20 protein-coding genes are annotated in these 23726 nt (G+C 69.0%); 16 read left to right on the forward strand and 4 right to left on the reverse strand.

Annotated features, from left to right (window positions below; genetic code table 11):
• Positions 1-11 precede the first annotated feature (11 nt).
• Together ACT54R_RS03145 and ACT54R_RS03150 are read left to right on the forward strand one after the other, a co-directional pair.
• Complete coding sequence (locus ACT54R_RS03145) at positions 12-986, forward strand: dipeptidase (protein ID WP_476323512.1); 975 nt, start codon at positions 12-14, stop codon at positions 984-986.
• 27 nt (positions 987-1013) lie between these two features.
• Complete coding sequence (locus ACT54R_RS03150; protein WP_476323515.1) at positions 1014-1541, forward strand: DUF5943 domain-containing protein; 528 nt, start codon at positions 1014-1016, stop codon at positions 1539-1541.
• 67 nt (positions 1542-1608) lie between these two features.
• On the opposite strand, the gene ACT54R_RS03155 is transcribed toward ACT54R_RS03150, so the two are convergent.
• Complete coding sequence (locus tag ACT54R_RS03155; RefSeq protein WP_476323518.1) at positions 1609-3093, reverse strand: carbohydrate porin; 1485 nt, start codon at positions 3091-3093, stop codon at positions 1609-1611.
• Between the two features lie 403 nt (positions 3094-3496).
• On the opposite strand from ACT54R_RS03155, the gene ACT54R_RS03160 reads away from it, so the two are divergent.
• A complete protein-coding gene (locus ACT54R_RS03160) occupies positions 3497-4660 on the forward strand; it encodes a GGDEF domain-containing protein (RefSeq protein WP_476323521.1) in 1164 nt (387 codons plus the stop codon).
• Here ACT54R_RS03160 and ACT54R_RS03165 read toward each other — a convergent pair.
• Both ACT54R_RS03165 and ACT54R_RS03170 read right to left on the reverse strand, forming a co-directional pair.
• A complete protein-coding gene (locus ACT54R_RS03165; protein ID WP_476323524.1) occupies positions 4627-5577 on the reverse strand; it encodes an HpcH/HpaI aldolase/citrate lyase family protein in 951 nt (316 codons plus the stop codon). The two genes, ACT54R_RS03160 and ACT54R_RS03165, sit on opposite strands and share 34 nt — an antisense overlap.
• A 73-nt stretch (positions 5578-5650) precedes the next feature.
• Positions 5651-6574 carry a LysR family transcriptional regulator gene (locus ACT54R_RS03170; RefSeq protein WP_476323527.1) on the reverse strand — a complete coding sequence of 308 codons (924 nt, stop codon included), beginning with the start codon at positions 6572-6574 and terminating at the stop codon, positions 5651-5653.
• A gap of 103 nt (positions 6575-6677) precedes the next feature.
• On the opposite strand from ACT54R_RS03170, the gene ACT54R_RS03175 reads away from it, so the two are divergent.
• From ACT54R_RS03175 to cls, 8 genes are all read left to right on the forward strand, one after another.
• The gene (locus ACT54R_RS03175; protein ID WP_476323530.1) at positions 6678-7850 is read left to right on the forward strand and encodes an MFS transporter; all 1173 of its coding nucleotides are present in this window, start codon (positions 6678-6680) and stop codon (positions 7848-7850) included.
• Positions 7851-8073: 223 nt separating this feature from the next.
• Positions 8074-9045: an ABC transporter substrate-binding protein gene (locus tag ACT54R_RS03180; protein ID WP_476323533.1), complete on the forward strand. Its 972-nt coding sequence runs from the start codon at positions 8074-8076 to the stop codon at positions 9043-9045.
• Positions 9046-9055: 10 nt separating this feature from the next.
• The gene (locus ACT54R_RS03185; RefSeq protein ID WP_476323536.1) at positions 9056-9877 is read left to right on the forward strand and encodes an ABC transporter permease; all 822 of its coding nucleotides are present in this window, start codon (positions 9056-9058) and stop codon (positions 9875-9877) included.
• A gap of 8 nt (positions 9878-9885) precedes the next feature.
• Positions 9886-10737: an ABC transporter ATP-binding protein gene (locus tag ACT54R_RS03190; RefSeq protein WP_476323540.1), complete on the forward strand. Its 852-nt coding sequence runs from the start codon at positions 9886-9888 to the stop codon at positions 10735-10737.
• A gap of 76 nt (positions 10738-10813) precedes the next feature.
• Positions 10814-12691 carry a sensor histidine kinase gene (locus tag ACT54R_RS03195; RefSeq protein ID WP_476323543.1) on the forward strand — a complete coding sequence of 626 codons (1878 nt, stop codon included), beginning with the start codon at positions 10814-10816 and terminating at the stop codon, positions 12689-12691.
• Positions 12681-14048: a sigma-54-dependent transcriptional regulator gene (locus ACT54R_RS03200; protein ID WP_476323546.1), complete on the forward strand. Its 1368-nt coding sequence runs from the start codon at positions 12681-12683 to the stop codon at positions 14046-14048. The genes ACT54R_RS03195 and ACT54R_RS03200 overlap by 11 nt, the downstream gene beginning before the upstream one ends.
• 15 nt (positions 14049-14063) lie before the next feature.
• Positions 14064-14909, forward strand: coding sequence for a beta-keto acid cleavage family enzyme (locus ACT54R_RS03205; RefSeq protein WP_476323549.1), 846 nt, complete (start codon positions 14064-14066; stop codon positions 14907-14909).
• Positions 14910-14977: 68 nt separating this feature from the next.
• The gene (gene cls, locus ACT54R_RS03210) at positions 14978-16423 is read left to right on the forward strand and encodes a cardiolipin synthase (protein WP_476323552.1); all 1446 of its coding nucleotides are present in this window, start codon (positions 14978-14980) and stop codon (positions 16421-16423) included.
• A 50-nt stretch (positions 16424-16473) separates the two neighbouring features.
• Here cls and ACT54R_RS03215 read toward each other — a convergent pair whose 3' ends face one another.
• Positions 16474-16992 (reverse strand): MarR family winged helix-turn-helix transcriptional regulator, encoded by a 519-nt coding sequence (locus tag ACT54R_RS03215; RefSeq protein ID WP_476323555.1) that lies wholly within the window; start codon positions 16990-16992, stop codon positions 16474-16476.
• A gap of 139 nt (positions 16993-17131) precedes the next feature.
• On the opposite strand from ACT54R_RS03215, the gene ACT54R_RS03220 reads away from it, so the two are divergent.
• From ACT54R_RS03220 to ACT54R_RS03240, 5 genes are read left to right on the forward strand one after another with little or no spacing between them, the layout of a single operon-like run.
• Positions 17132-18409 (forward strand): amidohydrolase/deacetylase family metallohydrolase, encoded by a 1278-nt coding sequence (locus ACT54R_RS03220; RefSeq protein ID WP_476323558.1) that lies wholly within the window; start codon positions 17132-17134, stop codon positions 18407-18409.
• Complete coding sequence (locus tag ACT54R_RS03225) at positions 18406-19269, forward strand: alpha/beta hydrolase (RefSeq protein WP_476323561.1); 864 nt, start codon at positions 18406-18408, stop codon at positions 19267-19269. Before ACT54R_RS03220 ends, ACT54R_RS03225 begins: the two co-directional genes overlap by 4 nt.
• Complete coding sequence (locus ACT54R_RS03230) at positions 19266-21623, forward strand: xanthine dehydrogenase family protein molybdopterin-binding subunit (protein ID WP_476323564.1); 2358 nt, start codon at positions 19266-19268, stop codon at positions 21621-21623. Before ACT54R_RS03225 ends, ACT54R_RS03230 begins: the two co-directional genes overlap by 4 nt.
• Positions 21620-22483, forward strand: coding sequence for an FAD binding domain-containing protein (locus ACT54R_RS03235; RefSeq protein WP_476323567.1), 864 nt, complete (start codon positions 21620-21622; stop codon positions 22481-22483). The genes ACT54R_RS03230 and ACT54R_RS03235 overlap by 4 nt, the downstream gene beginning before the upstream one ends.
• A complete protein-coding gene (locus tag ACT54R_RS03240) occupies positions 22480-23691 on the forward strand; it encodes a xanthine dehydrogenase family Fe-S subunit (protein WP_476323570.1) in 1212 nt (403 codons plus the stop codon). The genes ACT54R_RS03235 and ACT54R_RS03240 overlap by 4 nt, the downstream gene beginning before the upstream one ends.
• Positions 23692-23726: the final 35 nt, after the last annotated feature.

A 23726-nucleotide genomic window follows, 5' to 3' on the forward strand; every position in this document is an offset into this window, starting at 1 on the left:
GGGGAAACCCGGTGTCCGATCTCCACGACAAGCTCATCGTCATCGACGGGCTCATCATCTCCGACTTCTCCCGTCCCGTCTTCGAGGACATGCGCAAGGGCGGCCTCACCGCCGCCAACTGCACCTGCTCCATCTGGGACAATTTCACCGAGACGATGCGCAACATCGCCAAGTGGAAGAAGGATTTTGCGGCGAATGCGGACCTCATCTCGCAGGTCTACACGACCGCCGACATCCTGAAGGCGAAGGAGGACGGCAAGACCGGCATCATCCTCGGCTGGCAGAACACCACGGCCATCGAGGATCATCTGGAATATCTCGAGCTGTTCCACGAGCTGGGCGTCCGCATCATCCAGATGACCTACAACACCCAGAACTGGGTGGGCTCCGGCTGCTACGAGAGCCGCGACAGCGGCCTGTCCGATTTCGGCCGCGACGTGGTAGCCGAGATGAACCGCCTCGGCATCCTCTGCGACCTCTCCCACGTCGGTCCGAAGACCTCGGAAGACACCATCCTGGCCTCGAAGCAGCGCGTCGCCTATTCCCACTGCCTCCCGGCGGGCCTCAAGGCGCACCCGCGCAACAAGACCGACGAGCAGTTGCGCTTCATCGCCGACAAGGGTGGCTTCATCGGCGTCACCATGTTCCCGCCCTTCCTGAAGAAGGGGCCGGCCTCCACCGTCGCGGACTATGTGGAGGCGATGGAATACGTGATCGACATTGCCGGCGAGGACATGGTGGGCGTCGGCACCGACTTCACCCAGGGCTACGGCAAGCCCTTCTTCGACTGGATCACCCACGACAAGGGCACCGGTCGCAAGCTCACCGACTTCGGCGAGGTCATCAATCCGGAAGGCTTCCGCGTGATCGGTGACTTCCCCAACCTCACCGCGGCGATGGAGAAGCGCGGCTGGTCCACGGGGCGCATCGAGAAGGTGATAGGTGGAAACTGGCTGCAATTGCTGAAGGATGTGTGGGGGAAGTGAGTCCCCCTGCTCCGGAGCGAGGTCCCGATGGCGAAGCCTGAAGTCGAGATCGACGTGGACGAGGCCACCGGCCGCTGGTTCGTGGACAAGATGCCCATGATCCTCGTGCCGCAGCACTTCTACAACAACAACCACTTCGCCATCGAGGCGGCACTGGGGGCGGAGGCGTTCGACGCCACGCTGGCGCCCGCCGGCCGGCTCTCGGCCTTTGTGTGGTGCGAGCGGCAGGCGCAGGTCTATGGCCTCGCCGGCGCGGACGTGTTCGCGCACTACATGAAGCGCCTGTCCCAGCGCGGCTGGGGGCGCTTTTCCATCCTCGCGCTCGCCCCGGCGGCGGGGACGGGGACAATCCGGCTCGATCATTCCTCCTTCGTCACCGAGGCGACGAAGGGGGCAGGCCGCAAGCTCTGCTACATGTTCGCGCCCTGGCTCGCCGGAGCGCTGGAATTCGTCTGCGAGCAGGCGGGCGCGCCGCGCCGGCTTGCGGCGCACGAAGTGCAGTGCGCCGCCGAGGGCTTCGACCATTGCCTGTTCGAGGTGACGCCAGCCCCGTGACCAGGAGGGCAGGCACAAAAAAGCCGGGCGGCGCGCATCTCGCGGCCGCCCGGCTCTTTACGTCGGATCAGTAGTTGATGGTGGTGCGCACGCCGAACACGGCGGCATTCTTGATGAGGGAGATGCCGAGCGGATCGTTGGGGTTCAGCAGGCCGCCACCCGGATTCCAGATGTACTGGAAATCGGGCTGGATGGTCCAGCCGGGCATCACCTGCGCCGAATAGGTCACTTCCAGCACCGTCTCGCTGCTGCGGATCGGGTAGTAGGCGCCGTTGTAGACGGCGGTGTAGAGGTCGGCCTGCTGGGCCGCGCTGGTCACCCGCGCATTGCCGAAGGCGACGCCGAACGCGTCGTCCTCGCGGCCCGGGACGAGGCCCTTGAAGGTGACGCCGCCGTCCCAGTAGAGGCCGATCTGGTTCTGCTCGCTCGGCGCCGCGGTGACGCGGCCGAACACGCTGATGCCCTTGTCCTTCGTGCCGGGCTTGCGCCAGATCATCTGGTCGATGATGGCGTAGAACGAATAGTCGCCCTGGATCTGCTTCGCCCAGCCGATGGAGGCGGGATTGGCCAGCGGCACGCCGAAGATGTCGTAGACCTGGCTGTCGAACGAGTTGGAATTGTACCAGCCGCCGACCTTCACGGTGCCCGGCAGCCAGGCCGCGTTCTCGCCCTTGTTGTAGCTGTAGCCGACTTCGCCGATGACGAACACGCCCTGATTGACGATGAAGTTCAGGCCGTACTTGTTCTCTTCCTGAGGGTCGCCGCAGCACGGCGCGGGATTGCCGTTGAACAGGCCGACGAGCACGGTCCAGTTCTCATCCGGCACCCACTTCACGCGCACGCCGGGGGTGGCCAGCGGATAGGCCGGACCTCCGCTCGGCAGGTCGGCGGCGAACAGGGCCGGCCATCCGAAGGTCGAGTTCAGGAACAGCGCGCCGTTGTCCGAGATGGCGAATTCCGAATCGGCGGAGAGCTGGCCGAAGCGGATGGAGGACTTGCCGTCGCCGAACGCCTGCTCGATGTACAGCTCGAACAGGCGGGTGGTGGAGAGGGCGTCCACATTGCTGACGCCCATGATGTTGCCGAGATACTGGCCGGAGAAGCCCGAGCCCTGGATCTGCAGCACGCTGGCGTGGAAGGTCGCGCCCTTCCAGTTGAACAGCTTGTCGAGGTCGGCATCGAGCGAGAACTGGAAGCGGCCGTTATAGGCGGTGCCGGTGCCGAGGCCGCCCTCGGTGTTGCGCCAGAGTTCGCCGATGTAGTTCACGCCGATCTTGATGCCGGCTTCCGCCAGCTTCGGACGGTAGCCGCCCCAGTCGCCGAGCCAGCCGAGCTGCGGGGCGATGGAGGGCTCGGCCTCCTCTTCCGCAGGCGCGGCCGCGGCAGGCGCCTTGGTTGCCACGTCGGCGGCGTGGGCGGTGCCGAGCATGGGCGCTGCGAGCAGCGCACCGGCGGCGACGCCGGCCAGAAGATAGCGGGCGAGAAGGGATCGCGTTCCGGCAAGGTCCCCGCGGCTGCCGCGGGCGGCGGTCCGAAACACGGTATCCAGCATCTCAAAGTCCCCCAATCGGTAGAAGGATCGCGACAGATGGCCCGAACTGCCTACCTCGCCGGCGCGACTACCATGTTACAGCGCGGCCTGCCGCAAGGCTGAAAAAGGCCCGCAAATCGCCGCTAACGGGCGGGATTGGGGGCGAGCGGCCACGCTTTGTCAATCAGGGAAGCGCTCTTATTGATATAGAATATCTCTAAACTGGCGGTACCAAGATGACGGGAATTTTTGGCACCATGCCGGAATAGCTGAGACTTCTCCGTCGATTATGTCGCCCGATTTTGTTACCGCCTATGTGGGCCGCCGGCCGGACGGGCCGGACGGGGCATGATGGTTCGGTGGCAGATGTGGTAACTATGCAACGCCACGTCGGCGACATGACGTGGGCCAGCCAGGGAGCGCGATGACCGACGCCACATTCCTGCTGCTCATCAATTGCGCGATCGGCCTGACCTTCGCGGCAGCCTTCCTCGGAACCAGCTGGCGGTCCTCCATCCGCCTCGGGCGCTGGTGTGCCGCGGCGTTCGTGTGCGCGGCCGCCACCGTCACCATCGAGGCGCTGGCCCGCGACATCCCTTCCGTCCGGCTCGCCTCCACCCTCTCGTTCGGCTCGTTGGTCGCCGCGCTGTTCTTCATCACGGCGGGGCTTCGGCGCCATTACCGGCCCGATTCGTCCCTCCGGTGGCTGGGCGCAGCGTGTGTCGGAGCGGTGGCGTTCAAAGCGCTCGTGGGGGTCGATCTGCCGCGTGGTGGCTGGGCGCAGGCGGTGACCTACCAATTGCCATTCGCGGCCATGACGGCGTTCGCCGCCGGCATCGTCCTGCGGCTCGCGCCCCGGCGAGCGGTGGATCTGGTGCTCGCCGCCGTGCTGGGGCTCTGCGCGCTGCAATTCGCCGCCAAGTCCGTGCTCATCCCGCTGAACGGGGCCGACAACGGCGTCCGGGATTATCTTCTGAGTTCCTATGCCCGCTATTCGCAGACCGCCGGCAGCATCCTGTCTCTCATGCTCGGCGTGGCGCTACTCGCCCTCGTCGTGACGGAGGTGATCGGCGAGGCCACCGGCCGGCTGGAGCGGGATGGCCTTTCAGGGGTCCTCACCCGGACCGCCTTCCTTGAGCGCGCGGAGAGGCTGGCGGAGAGCGCGCCGTCGGGAACGCGGGCCGGCCTGCTCATCTGCGACCTCGATCACTTCAAGTCGATCAACGACCGGTTCGGCCATCCGGCCGGCGACGAGGTGATCCGCCGGTTCGGCGCGCTGCTCGCCGCCTGCGCGGGCCCGCAGGATGTGTGCGGGCGCATCGGCGGCGAGGAATTCTGCCTGCTGCTGCCCGCCGCCGACGCCGAGTCCCTGGCCCGCATCGCCTCTTTGCTGAAGACCGGGGCGGAGCAGATGCGCTTCGCCTGGCTGCCGGAGGAGCGGCGGATCACCACCAGCCTCGGCGGCACGCTGGTCGCGCCCGGCGAACCCCTCGCCTCCGCCATCCGCCGCGCCGACGTCGCCCTCTATCAGGCCAAGGCGGACGGGCGGAACCGCTACCGGATGGCGGAACGCCCAGAGGCCGCCTGACCGAATTCCCCCAGCGCCGCCGCCCGGGCGAGAAGGCGCTTCGCCGACAGATAGGACGGCACCTCGATGAGGAGGTCACCGAGCCGCGCCCGGTCCTGCCCGGCCGCGCGGGCGGCCTCGAAGGCGGCGACGACCGCCTCCGCCTCGGTGACGTCTGTGGCGGAGGGGGTCATCACCGCGTTGATGAGGGGGATATGGCCGGGCTCCACCGCGCTCTTGGCGCTGTAGCCGAGCGCCCGGCCGGTGCGGGCATCGGCGGCGCAGCCGTCCGGGTCGGCGAAGGTGTAGGGGCAGTCGATGGAGAGCATCTTCGCCGCCCGGGCTTCCAGATGCAGGCGCTGGCGGGCATAGGCCAGTTCCACCGCCGCCCGGCTGCGCGGCGCGTCGAGGTCTTCCGCGAGATCCTCGGTGGAGCATAGGACGGCCGTCACGCGCGGGCTGGCGGTGGCGATGGCGTAGGTCTGCATGATGCCGCGCGCGGTCTCGATGTTGGGCACGATCTCGATGGCGCCCGGCGGCAGGCCGAGCCGCGCCTCGTGGCGGGTGATCTCCGCATCCAACGCGATGACCTGAGCGGGCTCGGCGATCTTCGGCAGATGGATGGCGTCCGGCCGCCCCTCGATCACGCCCGCGAGGTCGGCGACGCCGTCGCCCTCCAGCGGGTTGATGCGCACGCAGGCGACGATACCGGCCGCGCGCCACACCGCCATCACCTCGGCCGACATGGCCCGTGCCGAGGCCCGCAGCTCCGGCGGCGTGAAATCCTCCAGTTCCTGAATCAGCGCATCCGCACCGCAATGGGTCGCCGCCATGAGCGCGCCCTTGTCGCCACCCGGCGCGAACAGCCAGCTGCGCCTGAGCGCCGGCGGCCTGCGGGCGCCCGTTTGCGCGGGTGTCTTCTCTTGTGTCGCCGACATGGGTCTTCCTCTCCCGAGGCGGCGAGATGAGCCGGAACGCGCCCGGCGCACAAGAGGCTAGCGCGGGGCGACGTCAGGCTCCCGGATGCGCGCCCCGGAGCTTTTCGGCGAGGAAATCGACGAAGACGCGCACGCGGGCCGGCGTATTGGCGCCGCCGACGAACACCGCGTGGATGCTCTCGCGATCCTGCGGATTGAATTCCTCCAGCAACGGCACCAGCGCGCCGCTGGCAAATTCGCCGCGCGCATTGGCTTCATCGATGTGGAAATTGCCGACGCGGGTGATGCCCACGCCCTGCGCCGCGAGTTGCACCAGCGTCTCGCCATTGTTGGCGGTGATGTTGCCCTTCACCTCCAGCATGTAGTCGCGCCCGTCCTCCCGGAACGGCCAGCCCGGCTCGATGCGGCGGAAGCTGAAATCGAGGCAGTTGTGCCGGGCGAGGTCTGCCGGCACCTGGGGCGTGCCATGGCGCGCGAGATAGGCCGGGGATGCAATGACGGTGCGTCCCGTCTCGCCAAGCCGGCGGGCGGTCAAAGGGCTGTCGGCGAGGGGGCCGAAGCGGACGGCCACGTCCACCCGCCCACCGAGCACGTCGGCGATCTCGTCGCTCAGCTCCATCTCCACCTCGATGTCCGGATAGCGCGCCACGAATTCGCCGAGCAGGGGCACGATGACGAGGCGGCCATGGGCCATGGAGGCGCTGACGCGGATGCGGCCGCGCGGATTGGCCCGGTCGGCCAGCGCCGCCTCTGTCTCGTCAATGTCGGCGAGGATGCGCCGGGCGGCGCGGGCATAGGCCTCCCCCTCCTCGGTGAGGCGCAACTGGCGGGTCGTTCGCACCATGAGGCGGACACCGAGCCGTGCCTCGATCCGGGCCACCGTCCGGCTCACCGCCGAAGGGGTCAGGCCCAGCTCCCGGGCGGCGCCGGAGAGGCTCCCCGCGCACGCGACCTTGAGGAAGGCGGCCATCTCTCCGGTCCGGTCGGGGCGGTCCATTCGTGACTCCGGCGCACAGATTCTGGTCTCGGATGCTCTCTATTGCTGCACTGCAATGTCAACCATATTCCGGGACAACACGATTTGCCCCGGAGTTCCTCCCATGAAGATCAACCTGCCGCTGGTGGCGCTCGCCATCGGCGCCTTCGGCATCGGCGTCACAGAATTCTCGCCCATGGGAATGCTGCCGATCATCGCCACGGACCTCGGCGTCTCCATTCCCGCCGCCGGCCTGCTGGTGAGCGCCTATGCCTTCGGCGTGCTGGTCACCGCCCCCATCATGACGCTCGCCTTCGCCAGCATGCCCCGACGCCGTCTGCTGGTGCTCTCCATGGGCATCTTCACCGTGGGCAACCTCATCTCCGCCTTCGCCGACGGCTATTGGATGCTGCTCGCCGGCCGCATCGTCACCTCGTTCAATCACGGCGCCTTCTTCGGCGTCGGCGCGGTGGTGGCGGCGAGCGTGGTGCCGGCGGACAAGCGCGCCGGGGCAGTCGCCGCCATGTTCTCGGGCCTCACCATCGCTACCATCGGCGGCGTTCCGCTCGCCGCCTGGGTGGGCGAGGCCATCGGCTGGCGCGCGGCCTTCTTCGGCATCGCCGTCATCGGTGCCGTGGCCATGCTGGCGGTGCGCCTCTCCCTGCCCCCGCTAGAGGTGGAAGGCGAGAGCGACATGCGCTCGGAGCTGAAGGTGCTCATGCGCGGCCCGGTGCTCGCCGCGCTGCTGCTGACCGTGGTCAGCTCCAGCGCCATGTTCACGGTCTTCACCTATATCGCGCCCATCCTGCAGGTGGAGACCGGTGCCGCCTCCGGCTTCGTCACCGCCATGCTGGTGGTCTACGGGCTGGGTCTCGCGCTGGGCAACTGGCTCGGGGGGCGCTTCGCCGACCGCTCGCTGGACGGCACGCTCATCGGCTCGCTGACGGCGGTGGCGGTGCTGCTGGTGCTGTTCGTCCCCGGCATGCGCTCGCACATCGCCACGGTGCCGCTCGTCTTCCTCTGGGGCATCGCCAGCTTCGCCCTCGTGCCGCCGCTGCAGATGCGGGTGGTCCACGAGGCGGCGGAGGCGCCGCACCTCGCCTCGGCCATGAACATCGGCGCCTTCAACCTTGGCAATGCGCTGGGTGCCGCGCTGGGCGGCGCGGTGATCGACGCCGGGCTCGGCTATCCCGCCGTCTCCCTTGCCGGGGCAGGCACGGCCCTCGCCGGCCTCGTCTTTACCGTGCTGCTGCGGCGCGGCCGCCAGCGGACCGAAGCCGCGCCGGCCTGCGGCTGACGCCCGCCCTCCCGGCGGCGCGGCTCTCCAGCGGTGGCGGAATTCCGCCGCCGCCACGCCGCGGGTGGCGGAATTCCGCCGCCCCTCCCGCGGCGGGCGGAAAAAGTTTCAATGATTACTGAACGTTAATATAGATCCGCAGCTGCCGCATGGGTGGCATGCGCAGTGCAAAGGCTGGCGCATCCGAACCGGCACCAACGCCGGGATCTCTGGGAGACGCGCCGTGCTCAAAAAACTCCGCATCACCGCCACCCTTCTGTCCGCCGTCCTGATGTCCGCCGCTGCTGCGGGCGCGGCATCCGCGCAGGAGACGGTGCGGGTGGGCAACCTCAAGCTCGCCCATTTCGCCGGCGTCTCCTACATGAAGGAGATCGCGCCGAGCTGCGGCATCAACATCGACCTCAAGCTCTTCCCCAAGGGTCCGGACGTGATGCAGGCGATCCTCGCCGGCGAGCTGGACGTGGGCGCCACCGCCTCCGAGGCGGCCATCTCCGGCCGTGGCAACGGCGCGCCCATCTACATCGTCGGCGGCTTCGCCAGCGGCGGCGCGCGCCTCCTGGCGACGCCCGACAGCGGCATCAAGTCGGTGCCCGACATGAAGGGCAAGCGCGTGGGCGTCACCCGCGGCTCCATCCAGGAAGTTCTGCTGGCCGCCGAGCTGGGCAAGAACGGCATGTCCGCCAAGGACATCACCATCGTCTACCTCGGCTATCCCGACCTCAACCAGGCGCTCCTGCAGAAGCAGGTTGACGCCATCATGCAGACCGAGCCACAGTCGGCGCAGGCCATCGCCCGCGGCTTCGGCGTGGAGGTGCTGAAGCCCTACGACACGCCCATCGGCTCGCCCATCCGCACGCTGGTGATGAGCGAGAAGTTCTACAAGGAACACCCCGAGACGGCGAAGAAGCTGATGGACTGCTTCGTGAAGGCACAGAAGACCTTCATGAACGACCCCAAGGCCGCCGAGAAGTTCGTGACGCAGGACGTGTTCAAGGGCCAGCTCACCGGCGAGGAATTCCAGGAAGCCCTCGCCAACTCGCCCTACTCCCTCGACATGAGCGCCGACCACATCCAGAAGACCACGGACGTGATGGCCAAGTACGGCGTCGGCAAGATGTCCGCCCCCGCCAAGGCCGAGGACTGGGTGAAGCTCGACCTGCTGAATGCCGCCAAGTCCGCCAACGGCGTGAAGTGAGGGCGGCCCCATGAACATCTCGCGCTTCAAGGCGCTCGGCGAGGGGCTGCTCGTGCCCGTCGGCGTGCTCCTGATCTGGCAGATCGCCTGCTCCGCCGGCTGGGTGAACCCCATGGTGCTCCCCTCCCCCGCCGCCGTCGCGGCGCGCTGGTGGAGCTATCTCGCCCCGCTCGAACCGTTTGATCCGGCGACGGAAAGCCGGATCGCGTGGATCTTCTCCGGGGAGCTGATCCACGATTCCCTCGCCAGCCTGTCGCGGGTGGTGATGGGCTTCGTCGTCGGCGCGGGCCTCGCGCTGCCGCTGGGCCTGTTCATGGGCACGAGCGATTCCATCTATCGCTATGTCAATCCGCTGATGCAGGTGCTGCGGCCCATCCCGCCCATCGCCTACATCCCGCTGTCCATCCTGTGGTTCGGCCTCGGCAATGCGCCGGCGGTGTTCCTCATAGCCATCGGCGCCTTTTTCCCGGTGCTGATGAACACCATCGCCGGCGTGCGGCACGTGGACAGCATCTACATCCGCGCCGCCCGCAGCCTCGGCGCGAGCCGCCTAACCATCTTCCGGCGGGTGATCCTGCCGGCGGCGACGCCCTACATCCTCTCCGGCGCGCGCATCGGCATCGGCACCGCCTTCATCGTGGTGATCGTGGCCGAGATGATCGCGGTCAATAACGGCCTCGGCTTCCGCATCCTGGAGGCGCGAGAATATTTCTGGTCGGACAAGATCATCGCGGGAATGCTGACCATCGGCCTCATCGGACTCGCCATCGATCTCGCCGTCAGCCGCCTCAACAATCATCTGCTGCGCTGGCATCGCGGCCTGGAATCGTGAGGAACGCCATGTCCATCGCAACGTCCCTCGCATCCGTGCCCGCCCCCGCCGCCCTCGCGCACGCCGCGCAGCCCCACATCGTGGTGTCCGAGGTGGACAAGCGCTTCGTCATTCCGGGCGGCGAGATCGTCGCCCTGAAGGACATCGACCTCACCATCAACCAGGGCGAGTTCGTGTGCCTGCTCGGCCCCTCGGGCTGCGGCAAGTCCACTCTCCTGAACGCCATCGCCGGCTTCTCGGCCCCCACCACCGGCACCATCACGGTGGACGGCCGCGCGGTGAAGGATCCGGGGCCCGACCGGGGCATGGTGTTCCAGGAATACGCCCTGTTCCCGTGGATGACGGTGGCGCAGAACATCGCCTTCGGACTCGAGATCAAGGGCATGAGCCGCGCCCAGATCGAGCCCAAGGTGAACGAGCTGCTCGCCATGCTGAAACTCGCGGAGTTCCGCGACCGCTTCCCGAAGGACCTCTCCGGCGGCATGCGCCAGCGCGTGGCCATCGCCCGCGTTCTGGCGCTCGACAGCCCGGTGATGCTGATGGACGAACCCTTCGGTGCGCTCGACGCCCTCACCCGCCGCTCGCTGCAGGATGAACTCATCCGCATCTGGTCGGCGACGGGCAAGACCATCGTGTTCGTAACCCACTCCATCGAGGAGTCCATCTATCTGGCGGACCGCATCGTCGTGCTCACCTACCGGCCGGGCACCATCAAGCGGGACATCAGGGTGGAGCTGCCGCGCCCGCGGGATTCTGCCTCCACCGTCTTCAACGAGCTGAAGAGGGAATTGTCCGCGCTCGTCACCGCCGAGCAGCACCGCTTCGAGGAGGTCGAGGTCAAAGGCTTGACCACCGACTGAGGGCGGACCAGCATCCGGCCTCCATGGCCGGGCCGCCAAAGGCCCGGCCGCACCACCTTGAGGACGCAGGATATTCATGCGAGCGAACCGCATCACGGCCCTCGGCGCCGTGCTGTCCGCCGTGCTGGCGGCGGCTGCGGTTTTCGCCGTTCTCGAAGCCGGCGAGATGGCCGAGGCGCGGGTGGGTGAGCGCCTCGCCTCCGATGCGCGCCACCGGGCGGAGATCTATGCCCAGAGCCTCGAAGGCGCCATCGAGCGGTTCGGCTATTTGCCCGCCGCCGCCGCCCTCGATGAAAACGTGAAGCGCCTCCTGGCGATGCCGGCGGATGGCGAACAGGTGGCGCGGGTGAATGCGTATCTCGAAACGCTGAACCGCGCCGCCGGCGGCACCGTGCTCTATCTGCTGGCGCCGGGCGGCATGACGATTGCCGCCTCCAACTGGAACACGCCGGAAACCTACGTGGGCACCGATTTCAGCTATCGCCCCTATTTCACCGAGGCCATGGACGGCCGCACCGGCCGCTTCTACGCGGTGGGCACGCTCACCGGCGTGCCCGGCTATTTCATCAGCGCGCCGGTCATGGTGGAGGGCAAGGTCGCGGGCGTGGTGGCAACCAAGGTCAATCTCGATCCGCTGGAGGCCGTCTGGCACGAGGCCGCCGATACCGTGCTGGTGGCGGACGAGCACGGCATCGTCTTCCTCGCCTCGGACCCGAAGTTCAAGTTCCGCGCGCTTCGGCCCGTCGACGCCACCGCCGCCGCCGAAATCGCCAAGACCCGCCAGTACGGCCACAAGTCCTATCCCTTGCTGCGTATGGGGAAAGGCGAGGACGAAGGCGGCCTCAAGGTGCTGTCGGGCTCGGACATCAGCCCCGCCGGCCTCGTCCTCCGCGACGAGAAGGAGCTGCCCACCTACGACTGGCGCCTGCTGCTGTTCACCGATGCCGCCCCCGTGGTGCTGGCCGGGCGCTCGGCCCGCATCGGGATGACGCTGGCGCTGGTCATCCTCGGCCTTGTCGGGCTCTATTGGCGCCAGCATCTCAAGCGCGCCCGCGAAACCCTCGCCGCCCAGGCGGCGCTCGCGGCCGCCCATCGGGAGCTGGAGGGCAAGGTGGCGGAACGCACCGCCGACCTCTCCGCCGCCAACACCCGCCTCGCCGCCGAGATCGAGGAGCGGCGCCGTGCCGAGACCGACCTTCGCGCCGCACAGGACGAGCTGGTGCAGGCCGCCAAGATGGCGACCCTCGGCCAGATGGCGGCCGGCGTGACCCACGAGCTGAACCAGCCCCTCACCGCGCTCCGGGCGCTCGCCGACAACACCGCCAAGCTGCTCCAGCACGGCCGCGAAGAAGACGCGGAGGCGAACCTCGCCCGCATCGCCGCGCTGGTAGACCGCCTGGGCAAGATAACCGGCCAGTTGCGCGCGTTCGCCCGCCGCACCTCCAGCGAGAAGGGGCCGGTGGATGCCGCCGCGGTGCTGGCGGAAAGCCTCGCCATCCTCGCGCCGCGCCTGCGGGCATCGGGCGCGCGCGTCGTCAGCGCCCTGGACCCCGACGCCACGCAGGTGATGTTCGAGCCCATCCGCCTCAGCCAGGTTCTGGTGAACCTCGTGGGCAATGCCCTCGACGCGGTGAAGGGGCGGCCGGACGCGGCGGTCCGCATCCTCTCGCATCGGGAGGGCGGCCGCATCGTCCTTACGGTGGAGGACAATGGGCCGGGCCTCGCCGAGGGGGCGGCGGAACGCATCTTCGACCCCTTTTTCACCACCAAGCCGGCCGGCGAGGGGCTGGGGCTCGGCCTGCCCATCTCGCTCGCCATCGCTCGCGATTTCGGCGCTACCCTTTCCGCCCGCACCCGGCCAGAAGGTGGCACCGCCTTCGATCTCGTGATGGACGCCGCCGAGGCCGAACCACACCTGACCATTCCCGCGGAGCCGCTGCGCCATGTTTCCTGAACGCGCCCTCTCCGCCGAGGCCCCCCGCCACGCCAGCCGCCCCCGCGTGCTGCTGGTGGACGACGAGGAGATGATCCGCCTCTCCATCGAGCAGACCTTGGACCTCGCCGGCATCGATGTGGCCTCGTTCGCCAGCGCCGAGGACGCCCTGCCGGCCATCGGCCGGGATTATCCCGGCATCGTCGTCACCGACGTGCGCCTGCCCGCGCGGGACGGGCTGGAGCTTCTGGCGGATATCCGCCGGCGCGATCCAGAGCTGCCGGTGGTGCTCATCACCGGCCATGGCGACGTGGCGATGGCCGTCAGCGCCATGCGCGAGGGCGCTTACGATTTCATTGAGAAGCCGTTTGTCAGCGATGCCTTCGTGGAGGTGGTGAAGCGCGCGCTGGAGAAGCGCGCCCTCGTGCTGGAGAACCGCCGCCTGCGCACGGCACTGGACCGGGGCGATGCCATCGAGCGTCATCTCGTCGGCCAGTCCGCGGCCATGCGTCGGCTGCGGGACGACGTGGCCCAGCTCGCTTCCACCAGTGCCGACGTGCTGGTGTTGGGCGAGACCGGGGCGGGCAAGGAGCAGGTCGCCCGCGCCTTGCACGAGGGCGGCGCGCGGCGCGACAAGGCCTTCGTGGCCGTCAATTGCGGCGCCATCCCCGAAAGCATGTTCGAGAGCGAGATGTTCGGCCACGAGGCCGGCGCCTTCACCGGGGCGGGCAAGCGGCGCATCGGCAAGATCGAGCACGCCTCCGGCGGCACGCTCTTCCTCGACGAGGTGGAGAGCATGCCCCTCGCCATGCAGGTGAAGCTGCTGCGGGTGCTGCAGGACCGGCGCATCGAGCGCCTCGGCTCCAACACGCCGGTGCCGGTGGACCTGCGCGTCATCGCCGCCACCAAGGAGGACCTCGGCGCGCTCGCCGATGCCGGACGCTTCCGGAAGGACCTGTTCTTCCGCCTCGACGTGGTGAAGCTCGCCCTTCCGCCGTTGCGGGAGCGGCGCGAGGACATCCCACTCCTCTTTGAGCTGTTCCTGGTGCAGGCGGCAGTGAAGTACCAGCGGCCGGTGGTGGAGGTTCCTCCCTCCTTGCGACGCGCCCTGATGCTCGCCGACTGGCCGGGCAACGTGCGCGAGCTTAAGAATGCCGCCGAGCGCCACATGCTCGGCTTCCTCGCGCCGGATTTCACGGGCGGCGCCGCGGCCGCGCCGAGCCTCAACGAATTGCTGGACCGGGTGGAACGCCTCGTCATAGAGGATGCGCTGAAAGCTTCCGGCCACCGCATCTCCGCCGCCGCCCTCGCCCTCAACATTCCGCGCAAGACCCTGCACGACCGCATGAAGCGGCTGGGCCTCACCACCACCGACTGACACATCCGGACCGTCATGACTGCTATCGCCCCCGCCGAGGCCCTCCTCTGGCCGCCGCTTGTCATCGCCAACGCACCCAACGGCGCCACCCGCACCAAGGCGGACCACCCGGCCCTGCCCATGACCGCGGCGGAGCTGGCGCGCAACGCGGCGGAGATCGTCGAGGCAGGGTCCGCGCTCATCCACATCCATGTACGCGACACCGAGGGCCGCCATCTCTTGGATGCGGATGCCTATCGCGCGGCCACCGCCGCCATTCGCCGGGAGGTGGGCGACCGGCTGGTCGTGCAGGCCACCTCGGAAGCGGCCGGGCGCTACACCGCGCCGGAGCAGATTGCGGTGGTGCGCGCCCTGCGGCCGGAGGCGGTCTCCCTCGCCTTGCGGGAGATCATCCCCGATGAGGCGCACGAAGCCGCCGCCGCCGACTTCTTCGCCTGGCTGCGGCGCGAGCGCGTCCTGGTGCAGATCATCCTTTATTCGGCGGAAGAGGTGCTGCGCTATCACGCGCTGAAGGGGCGCGGCGTGCTGGGCGAGGGCGAGGATTTCCCCCTCTTCGTGCTCGGCCGCTACACCAGCGGACAGGTGTCGACGCCGGCCGATCTCGTACCCTTCCTCGCCGCCGGCACGCCGCCCCGCCTGTGGGCCATGTGCGCCTTCGGGCCGAAGGAAAACGCCTGCGCCACCGTCGCCGCCGGCCTCGGCGGCCATGTGCGGGTCGGCTTCGAGAACAATCTTTTCGCGCCGGACGGCACGGTGGCGGAGAACAATGCCGCGCAGGTGCGGCGCGCGGCAGAAGGCGCACGGCTGCTCAACCGCCCGCTCGCCACCGCCGACACGCTGCGCGGGCTCTACGCGGCCTGAGGGCGTTCGCGCCGGACGCAAAGTTGATCTAGAACGGCGGTGCTTCTCCCGCTGGGCGTGCCACCAACATGGATGAGTCCACCGTCATCACCTGGGCGCTTTTCGCCGCCCATCTGACCCTCCAGATCATCTTCATCGTCCGCGCCCTGCTTCGACCGCACCGCGAGCCGTCCTCGCGCATGGCCTGGGTGCTGGTGATCGCCCTGGCGCCGGTGGTGGGCGTCGTGGCCTACATCCTGTTCGGCGAGGTGAACCTGGGGCGCAAGGCGGTGGAGCGGTTGCGCGCGGCGGTGGCGGAGCTGCCGCCGGCCGAGGGCGTCGCCGGTCCTTCCGCGGAAGCGCAGATCGCCGAGCGCCATGTCCCGCTGTTCCGCGTCGGCCAGTCGGTGAACCATTTCCTGCCGGTGGCGGGAAACCGGGCCGAGCTGCTGCCGGATTCCGCCGCCGCCATCGCCTCCATGGTCAAGGACATCGACGCCGCCCGCTCGAGCGTCCATGTGCTCTTCTATATCTGGCTCGATGACGCGAGCGGCCGGTCGGTGATGGAGGCGCTGAAGCGCGCGGCGGCAAGGGGCGTCATCTGCCGGGCCATGGCGGACGATCTCGGTTCGCGCGCGCTCATCCGCTCGCCCCTGTGGCGCGACATGGCGGCGGCGGGGGTGCATCTCGCGACGGCCCTGCCCATCGGCAACCCGCTGCTGCGCCCGTTCAAGGGGCGCATCGACATGCGCAACCACCGCAAGATCGTGGTGATCGACAACCGCATCACCTATTGCGGCAGCCAGAACTGCGCCGATGCCGCCTTCGCCGTGAAGGCGAAGTTCGCCCCTTGGGTGGACGTGATGGCCCGCTTCGAAGGCCCAGTGGTGCGGCAGAACCAGCATCTTTTCGCCAGCAACTGGATGGCGCAGGTGGAGGAAGACCTCGCTCCCCTCTTCACCGAGCCCCTGCCGCCGCCGCAGCACGGCTTCGTGGCGCAGGTGATCGGCACCGGCGCCGGGGTGCGCTACTCGGCCATGCCGGAGACCTTCGTCGCCTTGATGAACGCGGCCCGGCGCGAACTCGTCATCACTACGCCCTATTACGTGCCGGACGAGCCCCTGCAGGCTGCGCTCTGCTCCGCCGCCCGGCGCGGGGTGGCCACCACCATCGTGTTCCCCAAGCGCAACGACAGCTGGATCGTCGCCGCCGCCAGCCGCAGCTATTACAGCGAGCTGCTGGAAGCGGGCGTGGAGATCCGCGAATATGTCGGCGGCCTGCTGCACGCCAAGACGCTGACCCTCGACGGCGAGATCACGCTGATCGGCTCCGCCAACATCGACCGCCGCAGCTTCGAGCTGAATGCGGAGAACAACATCCTCCTCTGCGACGGCGCCTTCACCCACGCCATGCGGGCGCGCCAGCAGGTGTTCCTCGATGCCGCGACGCTGGTAACGCAGGACGACGCCGACGCCTTCAGCGCGCCGCGCCGCCTGTGGAACAACACCATCGCCATGCTTGGGCCGGTGCTCTAGCCGCCTGCCCGATTACGCGCCGCCCACTTTTTAGGCGGCCGCGGACGAAATCAGAGCAGGTCGGACGACGCCTGCCGCCCGCCATGGGCCGCGACGATTTTCTTCATGGCCTCAATGAATTGCCGGCGCTCCTCGGGCGCGAGCATCTCCACCGTCACCGCATGGGCGCGGCGCGCGGCGGCCTCCATCTCCTCCAGCATGCGACGGCCCTCATCGGTCAGCGAGCAGCTTTGCGAGCGCCGATCCGTGGCCGAGGTGCCGCGCCGCACCAGGCCCCGCGCCTCAAGGCGCTTCAAGGCTCCGGTGGTGGTGGTGCGATCCAGCGCGACGATGCGTGAAAGGGTGGTCTGGTCGGCCTCCTCCCGCCCCGCCAGCGCCGACAGGAGGCTGTACTGCACGGGCGTTACGCCGAACGGGGCACACAGCTCAGAAAACAGGCTGACGTGGATCTGGTGCACCCGTCTCGCAAGGAAGCCGGGGCGGTCGGACAGCGGCCATTCCGCATCGGCGACGACCTCGGGTTCAACGTTGGAGCCCTTTGAATCTTTACGCGATCTCGTCACGACCATCCCCTCTGGCGCCCGGCGCCGATCTCGAAAAATTGATCCAAATCAAAACTGGCACGCCCCCTGCATTTGAAAAATGCGACGTATGCTTCGCTTTTCCAAAAGCGGTCCCAACGACCGCACGCAGGAACGGAGACCCCTGATGGCTGAACCCGCCGGCTACGATATCCTCCTCAAGGGCGGACATGTCATCTGCCCTGCCAACGGCATCGACGGCATCCGCGACGTGGCCGTCCGCGACGGACGCATCGCCGCCGTGGAGGAGACGATCCTCCCCTCCAGCGCCACCGAGACCATCGACGTCTCCGGCAAGCTGGTGCTGCCGGGCATGATCGACACCCACGGCCATATCTACCAGTACGTGACCGGGCGCTTCGGCCTGAACCCGGATATGGTGGGCGTGCATTCCGGCGTCACCACCGTGATCGACCAGGGCGGCCCCTCCTGCATGACTCTGCCGGGCTTCCGCAAGTTCATCGCCGAACCGTCCGACACGCGCATCTATGCCTTCCTCTCGGCCTATCTCGTGGGCGGCCTCGAAGGCCATTACTACCCCAACCTCTACAGCCCGGACTGCGTGGACATCGACGCCACCGTGCGCTCCGCCGTCGCCAACCGCGACCTCGTGCGCGGGATCAAGGGCCATGCGGAGATCGGCGGCTTCGCCCGCTGGGGCATCAAGGTGATGGAGATGGCGGCGGAGATCGCCCGCCGGGCCGAAATCCCGCTCTACGTCCATTTCGGAACGCTCTGGGGCTTGCCGGAAAGCGGCGCCAACGGCGAGGATGCCGACACGATCCTCGAGCGGGTCATCCCGCTGCTGAAGGAGGGCGATGTGCTGGCCCATCCCTTCACCCGCCATCCCGGCGGCTTCGTGAACCAGAAGGGCGAAGTGCACCACGTCATCCAGGCGGCCCTCGACCGCGGCCTGAAGGTGGATGTGGGCCACGGCAGCCACTTCTCTTACCGGCTCGCGAAGAAGGCCATCGCCGCCGGCGTCGTGCCGCACACGCTGGGCGCCGACATGCACGGCTACAACACCCATGTCCCCGCCCCCGCCGGCACGCCGGAGGAGCACTATGACGACGAGAACCACCCCTTCAAGGGGCAGGCCCGCTTCAGCCTCACCCAGGCCATGAGCTCCATGATGGCGCTCGGCCTCTCGCTGGAGCAGGTGGTGCCCATGGTCACCATCAACCCGGCGAAGATGATCGGCCTCACCGACCGGGTCGGCTCGCTCACCGTGGGCTATGCGGCCGACGTCTCGGTGCTGGACGACCATCGCGGCCGCTTCCTGCTGCGCGACAACGAAGACACGAAAGTGGTGGCCGAGCGCCTGCTCACCCCCGCCTTCTGCCTGCGCGCCGGCAAGAAGTTCGATGCCGACGCCGTCATCCTGCCCCGGGCGGTGGCGGCGTGAGCCCGGCATCCGCAACGGTGCGGCCGGCCCCGCAGGAGGTCTGGGACACCCTGTCCCAGGCCGAGCGGGATGCGGCCTACAATAACAATGCCGCGGTGAAGGACAGCGCGGCATGGGTGGAGGCGCGCGACAAGGCGGCCCCGCGCTTCCGCGCCGCCACGCCCGGCCATCTGGACGTTCCCTATGGCTCCGGCGCCCGGCAGAAGCTGGACATCTATCCCGGCACGCCGGGCGCGCCCTGCCTCGTCTTCATTCATGGCGGCTACTGGCAGCGCAACAGCCGCGAAGTCTTCGCCCATTATGCGGAGGGTCTCCTCGCCCACGGCTGGTCCGTGGCGATGCCCAGCTACACGCTGGCGCCGCAGGCGCGCCTCGGCGCGATCATCGCCGAGATGGGCGCGGCGCTGGACCTCATCGCCAAGGACGGCCCGCAGTATGGCCTCACCGGCCCGGTGGTTCTCTCCGGCTGGTCGGCCGGTGCACAGCTGGCGGTGATGCAACTGGACCATCCCGCCGTCGCCGCCGGCCTTGCCATCTCCGGCGTCTATGAGCTGGCGCCGCTGCGCGACACCTTTCTGAACGGCGCGCTGGACCTGACGGACCCCGAAATCGCCGCCTGCTCGCCGCTGCGCCATGCCCCGTCGCCGAAGCCGCTGGCCATCGCCTACGGCACGGCGGAAGTGCCGGCGTTGGTGCATGATTCCCGCGCGCTGGCGGCAAAGCGCGTGGCCGCCCATGCGCCGGGTGCGCTGCTGCCCATCCTCGGCGCCAACCACTTCTCCATCCTGGACGAGCTGCGCCGCCCCGACGGTCTTCTGGTGCGCGCCGCGCTCGACCTGATGCCGGGAGCCCACGCATGAGCGAGCCGCGCACGAAAGAGGGCGTTGGCGCCCGTCTTCCCCGCAAGGAAGACGACCGGCTGATGCGCGGGCGCGGCCAGTTCATCGCCGACATCCGCCTCGCCGGGATGCAGGACGTGGCCTTCGTGCGCAGCCCGCTGGCGCATGCACGCATCCGCGCCATCCATGTGCCGGAGGACCTGAAGGGGCGCGTCTTCACCGCCGCCGACCTCGACGGGGTGAAGCCCATCCGCGCCGTCTCCGGCCTGCCCGGCTTCAAGGTGTCCGAGCAGCCGGTGCTCGCCACCGGCAAGGTGCGGCAGGTGGGCGAGCTCATCGCCATGTGCGTCGCCGACACCCGCGCCGAGGCCGAGGACATGGCCGCCCGCGTGGAACTCGACCTCGAAGAGCTGCCCGCCCTCCACGACATGCTGGAGGCGAGAAAGCCCGGCGCGGCGCTGGTGCATGAGCACTGGGGCGACAACGTCTTCCTCGAAAGCCCCGTGAACATCAACATCGAGGCCGCGTTCGACGCGCCGGTGAAGATCTCGCGCACCATCTCCACCGCCCGCCAGTGCATGGCGCCCATCGAGGGGCGTGGCACCGTGGTGCATTTCGATCACCGCACCGACCAGCTGGTGGTGCACACCGCCAGCCAGATGCCACACATCGTGCGCTCGGGCCTCTCCGAATGCCTGGGGCTGGAAGAGGGCCAGGTCCGCATCATCTCGCCGGATGTGGGCGGCGGCTTCGGCTACAAGGCCATCCTGCTGACGGAAGACGTCTGCCTCGGCTGGCTCGCGCGGAAGATCGGCCGGCCGGTGCGCTGGCTGGAGGACCGCCGCGAGCACCTGACCGCGAGCGCGAACTGCCGCGAGCACCATTACGAGATTACGCTCTATGCCGAGCGCGACGGCACGCTGCGCGGCATCGATTGCGAGGCGAGCGTGGATAGCGGCGCCTATTCCGCCTATCCCTTCTCCGCGTGCCTCGAGGCCGCGCAGGTGGCGAGCATCCTGCCCGGCCCCTATGATTTCCCCGCCTATCGCTGCCGCACCTGGTCGGTCGCCACCAACAAGTGCCCGATCCTGCCCTATCGCGGCGTGGCCCGCACCGGCGTGTGCTTCGCGCTGGAAGTGGCGCTGGACGCGCTCGCCGCGGAACTCGGCCTCGCCCCCGAAGTGGTGCGGCTGAAGAACCTCGTGCGGCCGGAACAGATGCCGTTCGACAACATCACCAACAAGCATTTCGACAGCGGCAATTATCCGGAAGCGCTGCGGCAGGCGCTCGACGCGATCAAGGTCGATGCGGTGCGCATGCGCCAGCTCGCGGGGGAGCCGGACGGCCGCCGCATCGGCCTTGGCCTCTCCATCTATTGCGAGCAGGCGGCGCACGGCACCTCGGTCTATTCCGGCTGGGGCATTCCCATGGTCCCCGGCCACGAGCAGGCCGGCGCGCGCCTGACGCCGGATGGCGGGTTGGAACTGCGCATCGGCGCCCATTCCCACGGCCAGGGGCTGGAGACGACGCTGGCGCAGGTGGCGCACGAAATCCTTGGAATGCCCGTCGCCCGCACCCGCCTCGTGCATGGCGACACGGCCATGACACCCTATTCCACCGGCAGCTGGGGCTCGCGCGTGATGGTGATGGCCGGCGGCGCCGTGGCGACCGCCTGCACCGAGCTTTCTGACCGCATCCGCCGCATCGGTGCGCACATGCTGCAGGCGCGGCCGGAGGACGTGCGGCTCGAAGCCGGGCGCGTCATCGGGCCTTCAGGCGACGTGACCATCCAGCAGGTGGCCCACACCTGGTATCGCCGCCCGCAGGATCTGCCGGCGGACGTGGACCCGCATGGCCTCGAAGTCACCGCCGGCTACAAGCCGGTGCGCGACAGCGGCACCTTCAGCTACGCCGCCCATGCGGTGGTCGTCGCTGTGGACCCGGACCTCGGCGAGGTGGAAATCCTCGACTACGCCATCGTTGAAGATGGCGGCACGCTGGTGAACCCCATGGTGGTGGACGGCCAGATCATCGGCGGCCTCGCCCAGGGCATCGGCACCGCGCTCTACGAAGAGATGGCGTTCGACGCCTCCGGCCAGCCGCTGGCCTCGACGCTGGCGGACTATCTGCTGCCCGGCGCGCCGGAAGTGCCCATGCCCTTCATCGGCCACATGGAAACGCCCTCGCCCTACACCAAGTTCGGCGTGAAGGGCATCGGCGAGGGCGGGGCCATCGCGCCGCCCGCCGCCATCGCCAACGCCATCAACGACGCGCTGCGCCCGCTGGGCGCGGAGATGCTGCGCTCCCCCGTGACGCCCCGGCGCATCATGGAGCAGGTGCTGGCGGTGCGCGCCGGCGAAAGGAGCGCGGCATGAAGCCCGCTCCCTTCCGCATCGAGCGCCCGCGCACCATCGCCGACGCCGTCGCGCTCCTCGTCTCCGGCGGGGACGGCGCGAAGGTGATGGCCGGCGGCCAGTCGCTCGGCCCCATGCTCAACCTGCGGCTCGCGACGCCCGATCTCATCGTTGATCTGTCCGGCATCGACGAACTTCGCACCGTGCGCGAAGAGGCCGGGCACATGGTCTACGGAGCCCTCGTCACCCACGCCGACGTGGAGGACGGTCGCGCCCCGGACGTGGGAACGAACATCCTACGCCGCGTGGCCGGCGGCATCGCCTATCGCGCCGTGCGCAACCGCGGCACCATGGGCGGCAGCCTCGCCCATGCCGACCCGGCCGCCGACTGGGTGAACGCCCTGTCTGTGCTCGGCGCTGAAGTCGAGATCGCCGGCCCGGCTGGCACGAGGCGCCTCCCCCTGAGCACCTTCCTCGCCGGGGCTCTGGCGACGGCGCTGGAGCCGGGCGAAATCCTCGTCGGCGTGCGCGTGCCGAAGGTGCCCGCCACCGGCCGCTTCGGATACGTGAAGCACTGCCGCAAGGTGGGCGAATTCGCCCATGCCATCGGCGCCGTGCTCATCGATCCCGCCGCCGGCACGGGCCGTGCGCTGATGGGCGCCATCGACGCGCCGCCCCTCGTCTTCGCCGATGCTGCGCCACTCTTCGGCGGCCGCATCGATGCCGGTTTTGCCGCCCGCTTCGACGCCCCCGCCGCCGACGCGGCCCTCGCCGCCGCCGGACTGACGGACGCGGTGGATCGCCACGTCCATGTGGAAGTGCTGCGCCGCGCCGCCGCGCAGGCCGCCAGCCTGTTCACCGACACGCGGAGCGCCGCATGACCGCTTCGCCAAGGCCCGAGACCACCGCCATGGGCGCGTCCCGCATGATTTCGCTGACCCTCAACGGCCGTCCCGTGACCGCCGAGGCGGAGGGGCGGACCAACCTCGCCGATTTCGTCCGCGACACGCTGGACCTCACCGGGACCCATATCGGCTGCGAGCACGGCGTGTGCGGCGCCTGCACCATTCTCGTGGATGGCGAGCCGGCGCGCGCCTGCCTCTCCTTTGCCGGCGCCTGCCAGGGCGCGGATGTCGTCACCATCGAGGGGCTGGACGACGATCCCGTCACCGCCGAGCTGCGCGCCGCCTTCAATCGCGAGCACGCGCTCCAGTGCGGCTTCTGCACGCCCGGCATGCTGGTGTCGGCCCGCGACCTCGTGCTGCGCCTGCCGGAAGCGGACGAGACGCGCATCCGCCTCGGCCTCGCCGGAAACCTCTGCCGCTGCACCGGCTATGCGGGCATCGTGAAGGCGGTTGCTTCCGTCATCGCCGCGCGCCGCGCACAGGGCATCGGCCCGATGACCGCCGAGCGCCGCCTTGGCCCGGTTGGCGCGCGGACGGGGGGAGTTGTTTCCGTTGCGCTGCCCGCTGCCGTCGCCGCCGCTGCGGTTCCCTCCGTCACCACCTCTCTCGCCGAGGATTTCACCCCCGCCCACAGCTTCGAGCAGAGCTTCGAGGTACCCTTCCCGCCGACCGAGGTGTTCGCCTTCTTCAGCCGCATCGAGGAGGTTGCCGCGTGCCTGCCCGGCGCCGTCATCGATGCCATGCCTTCGCCGGACAACGTGCAGGGCGGCATGCGGGTCAAGCTCGGCCCCATCGCCACCACCTTCCGCGGCAGCGCCCGCATCGGCCGCGACGAGGCGGCCCGGAGCGGCACCATCCATGGCGCGGGCGCCGACGGCCGCTCGCGCACGGAAGGCCTCATCCGCTATCGCGTGACGGACGGCACCGCACCCGCGACGGCCCGCGTGGCGTTGGATGTGGGCTACACGCTGAAGGGGCCGCTCGCCCAGTTCGGCCGCCCCGGCCTCGTGCGCGAGGTGGCGGGCCGCCTCATCGCCGAGTTCGCGGCGAACCTCGAAGCGCGCCTTTCCGGGAGCGAGACCCCACCCGCCGAGGCGCGCGGCCTCGATCCGCTGAAGCTTCTCATCTCCCTCATTTCCGACCGCATCGGCCGCCTGTGGCGCCGTGGCGGCCCATCCGCTTGACCCTGACTGCCCTTCGAGACTGGAGACCATCCATG

Source organism: Xanthobacter sp. DMC47, assembly GCF_056313845.1.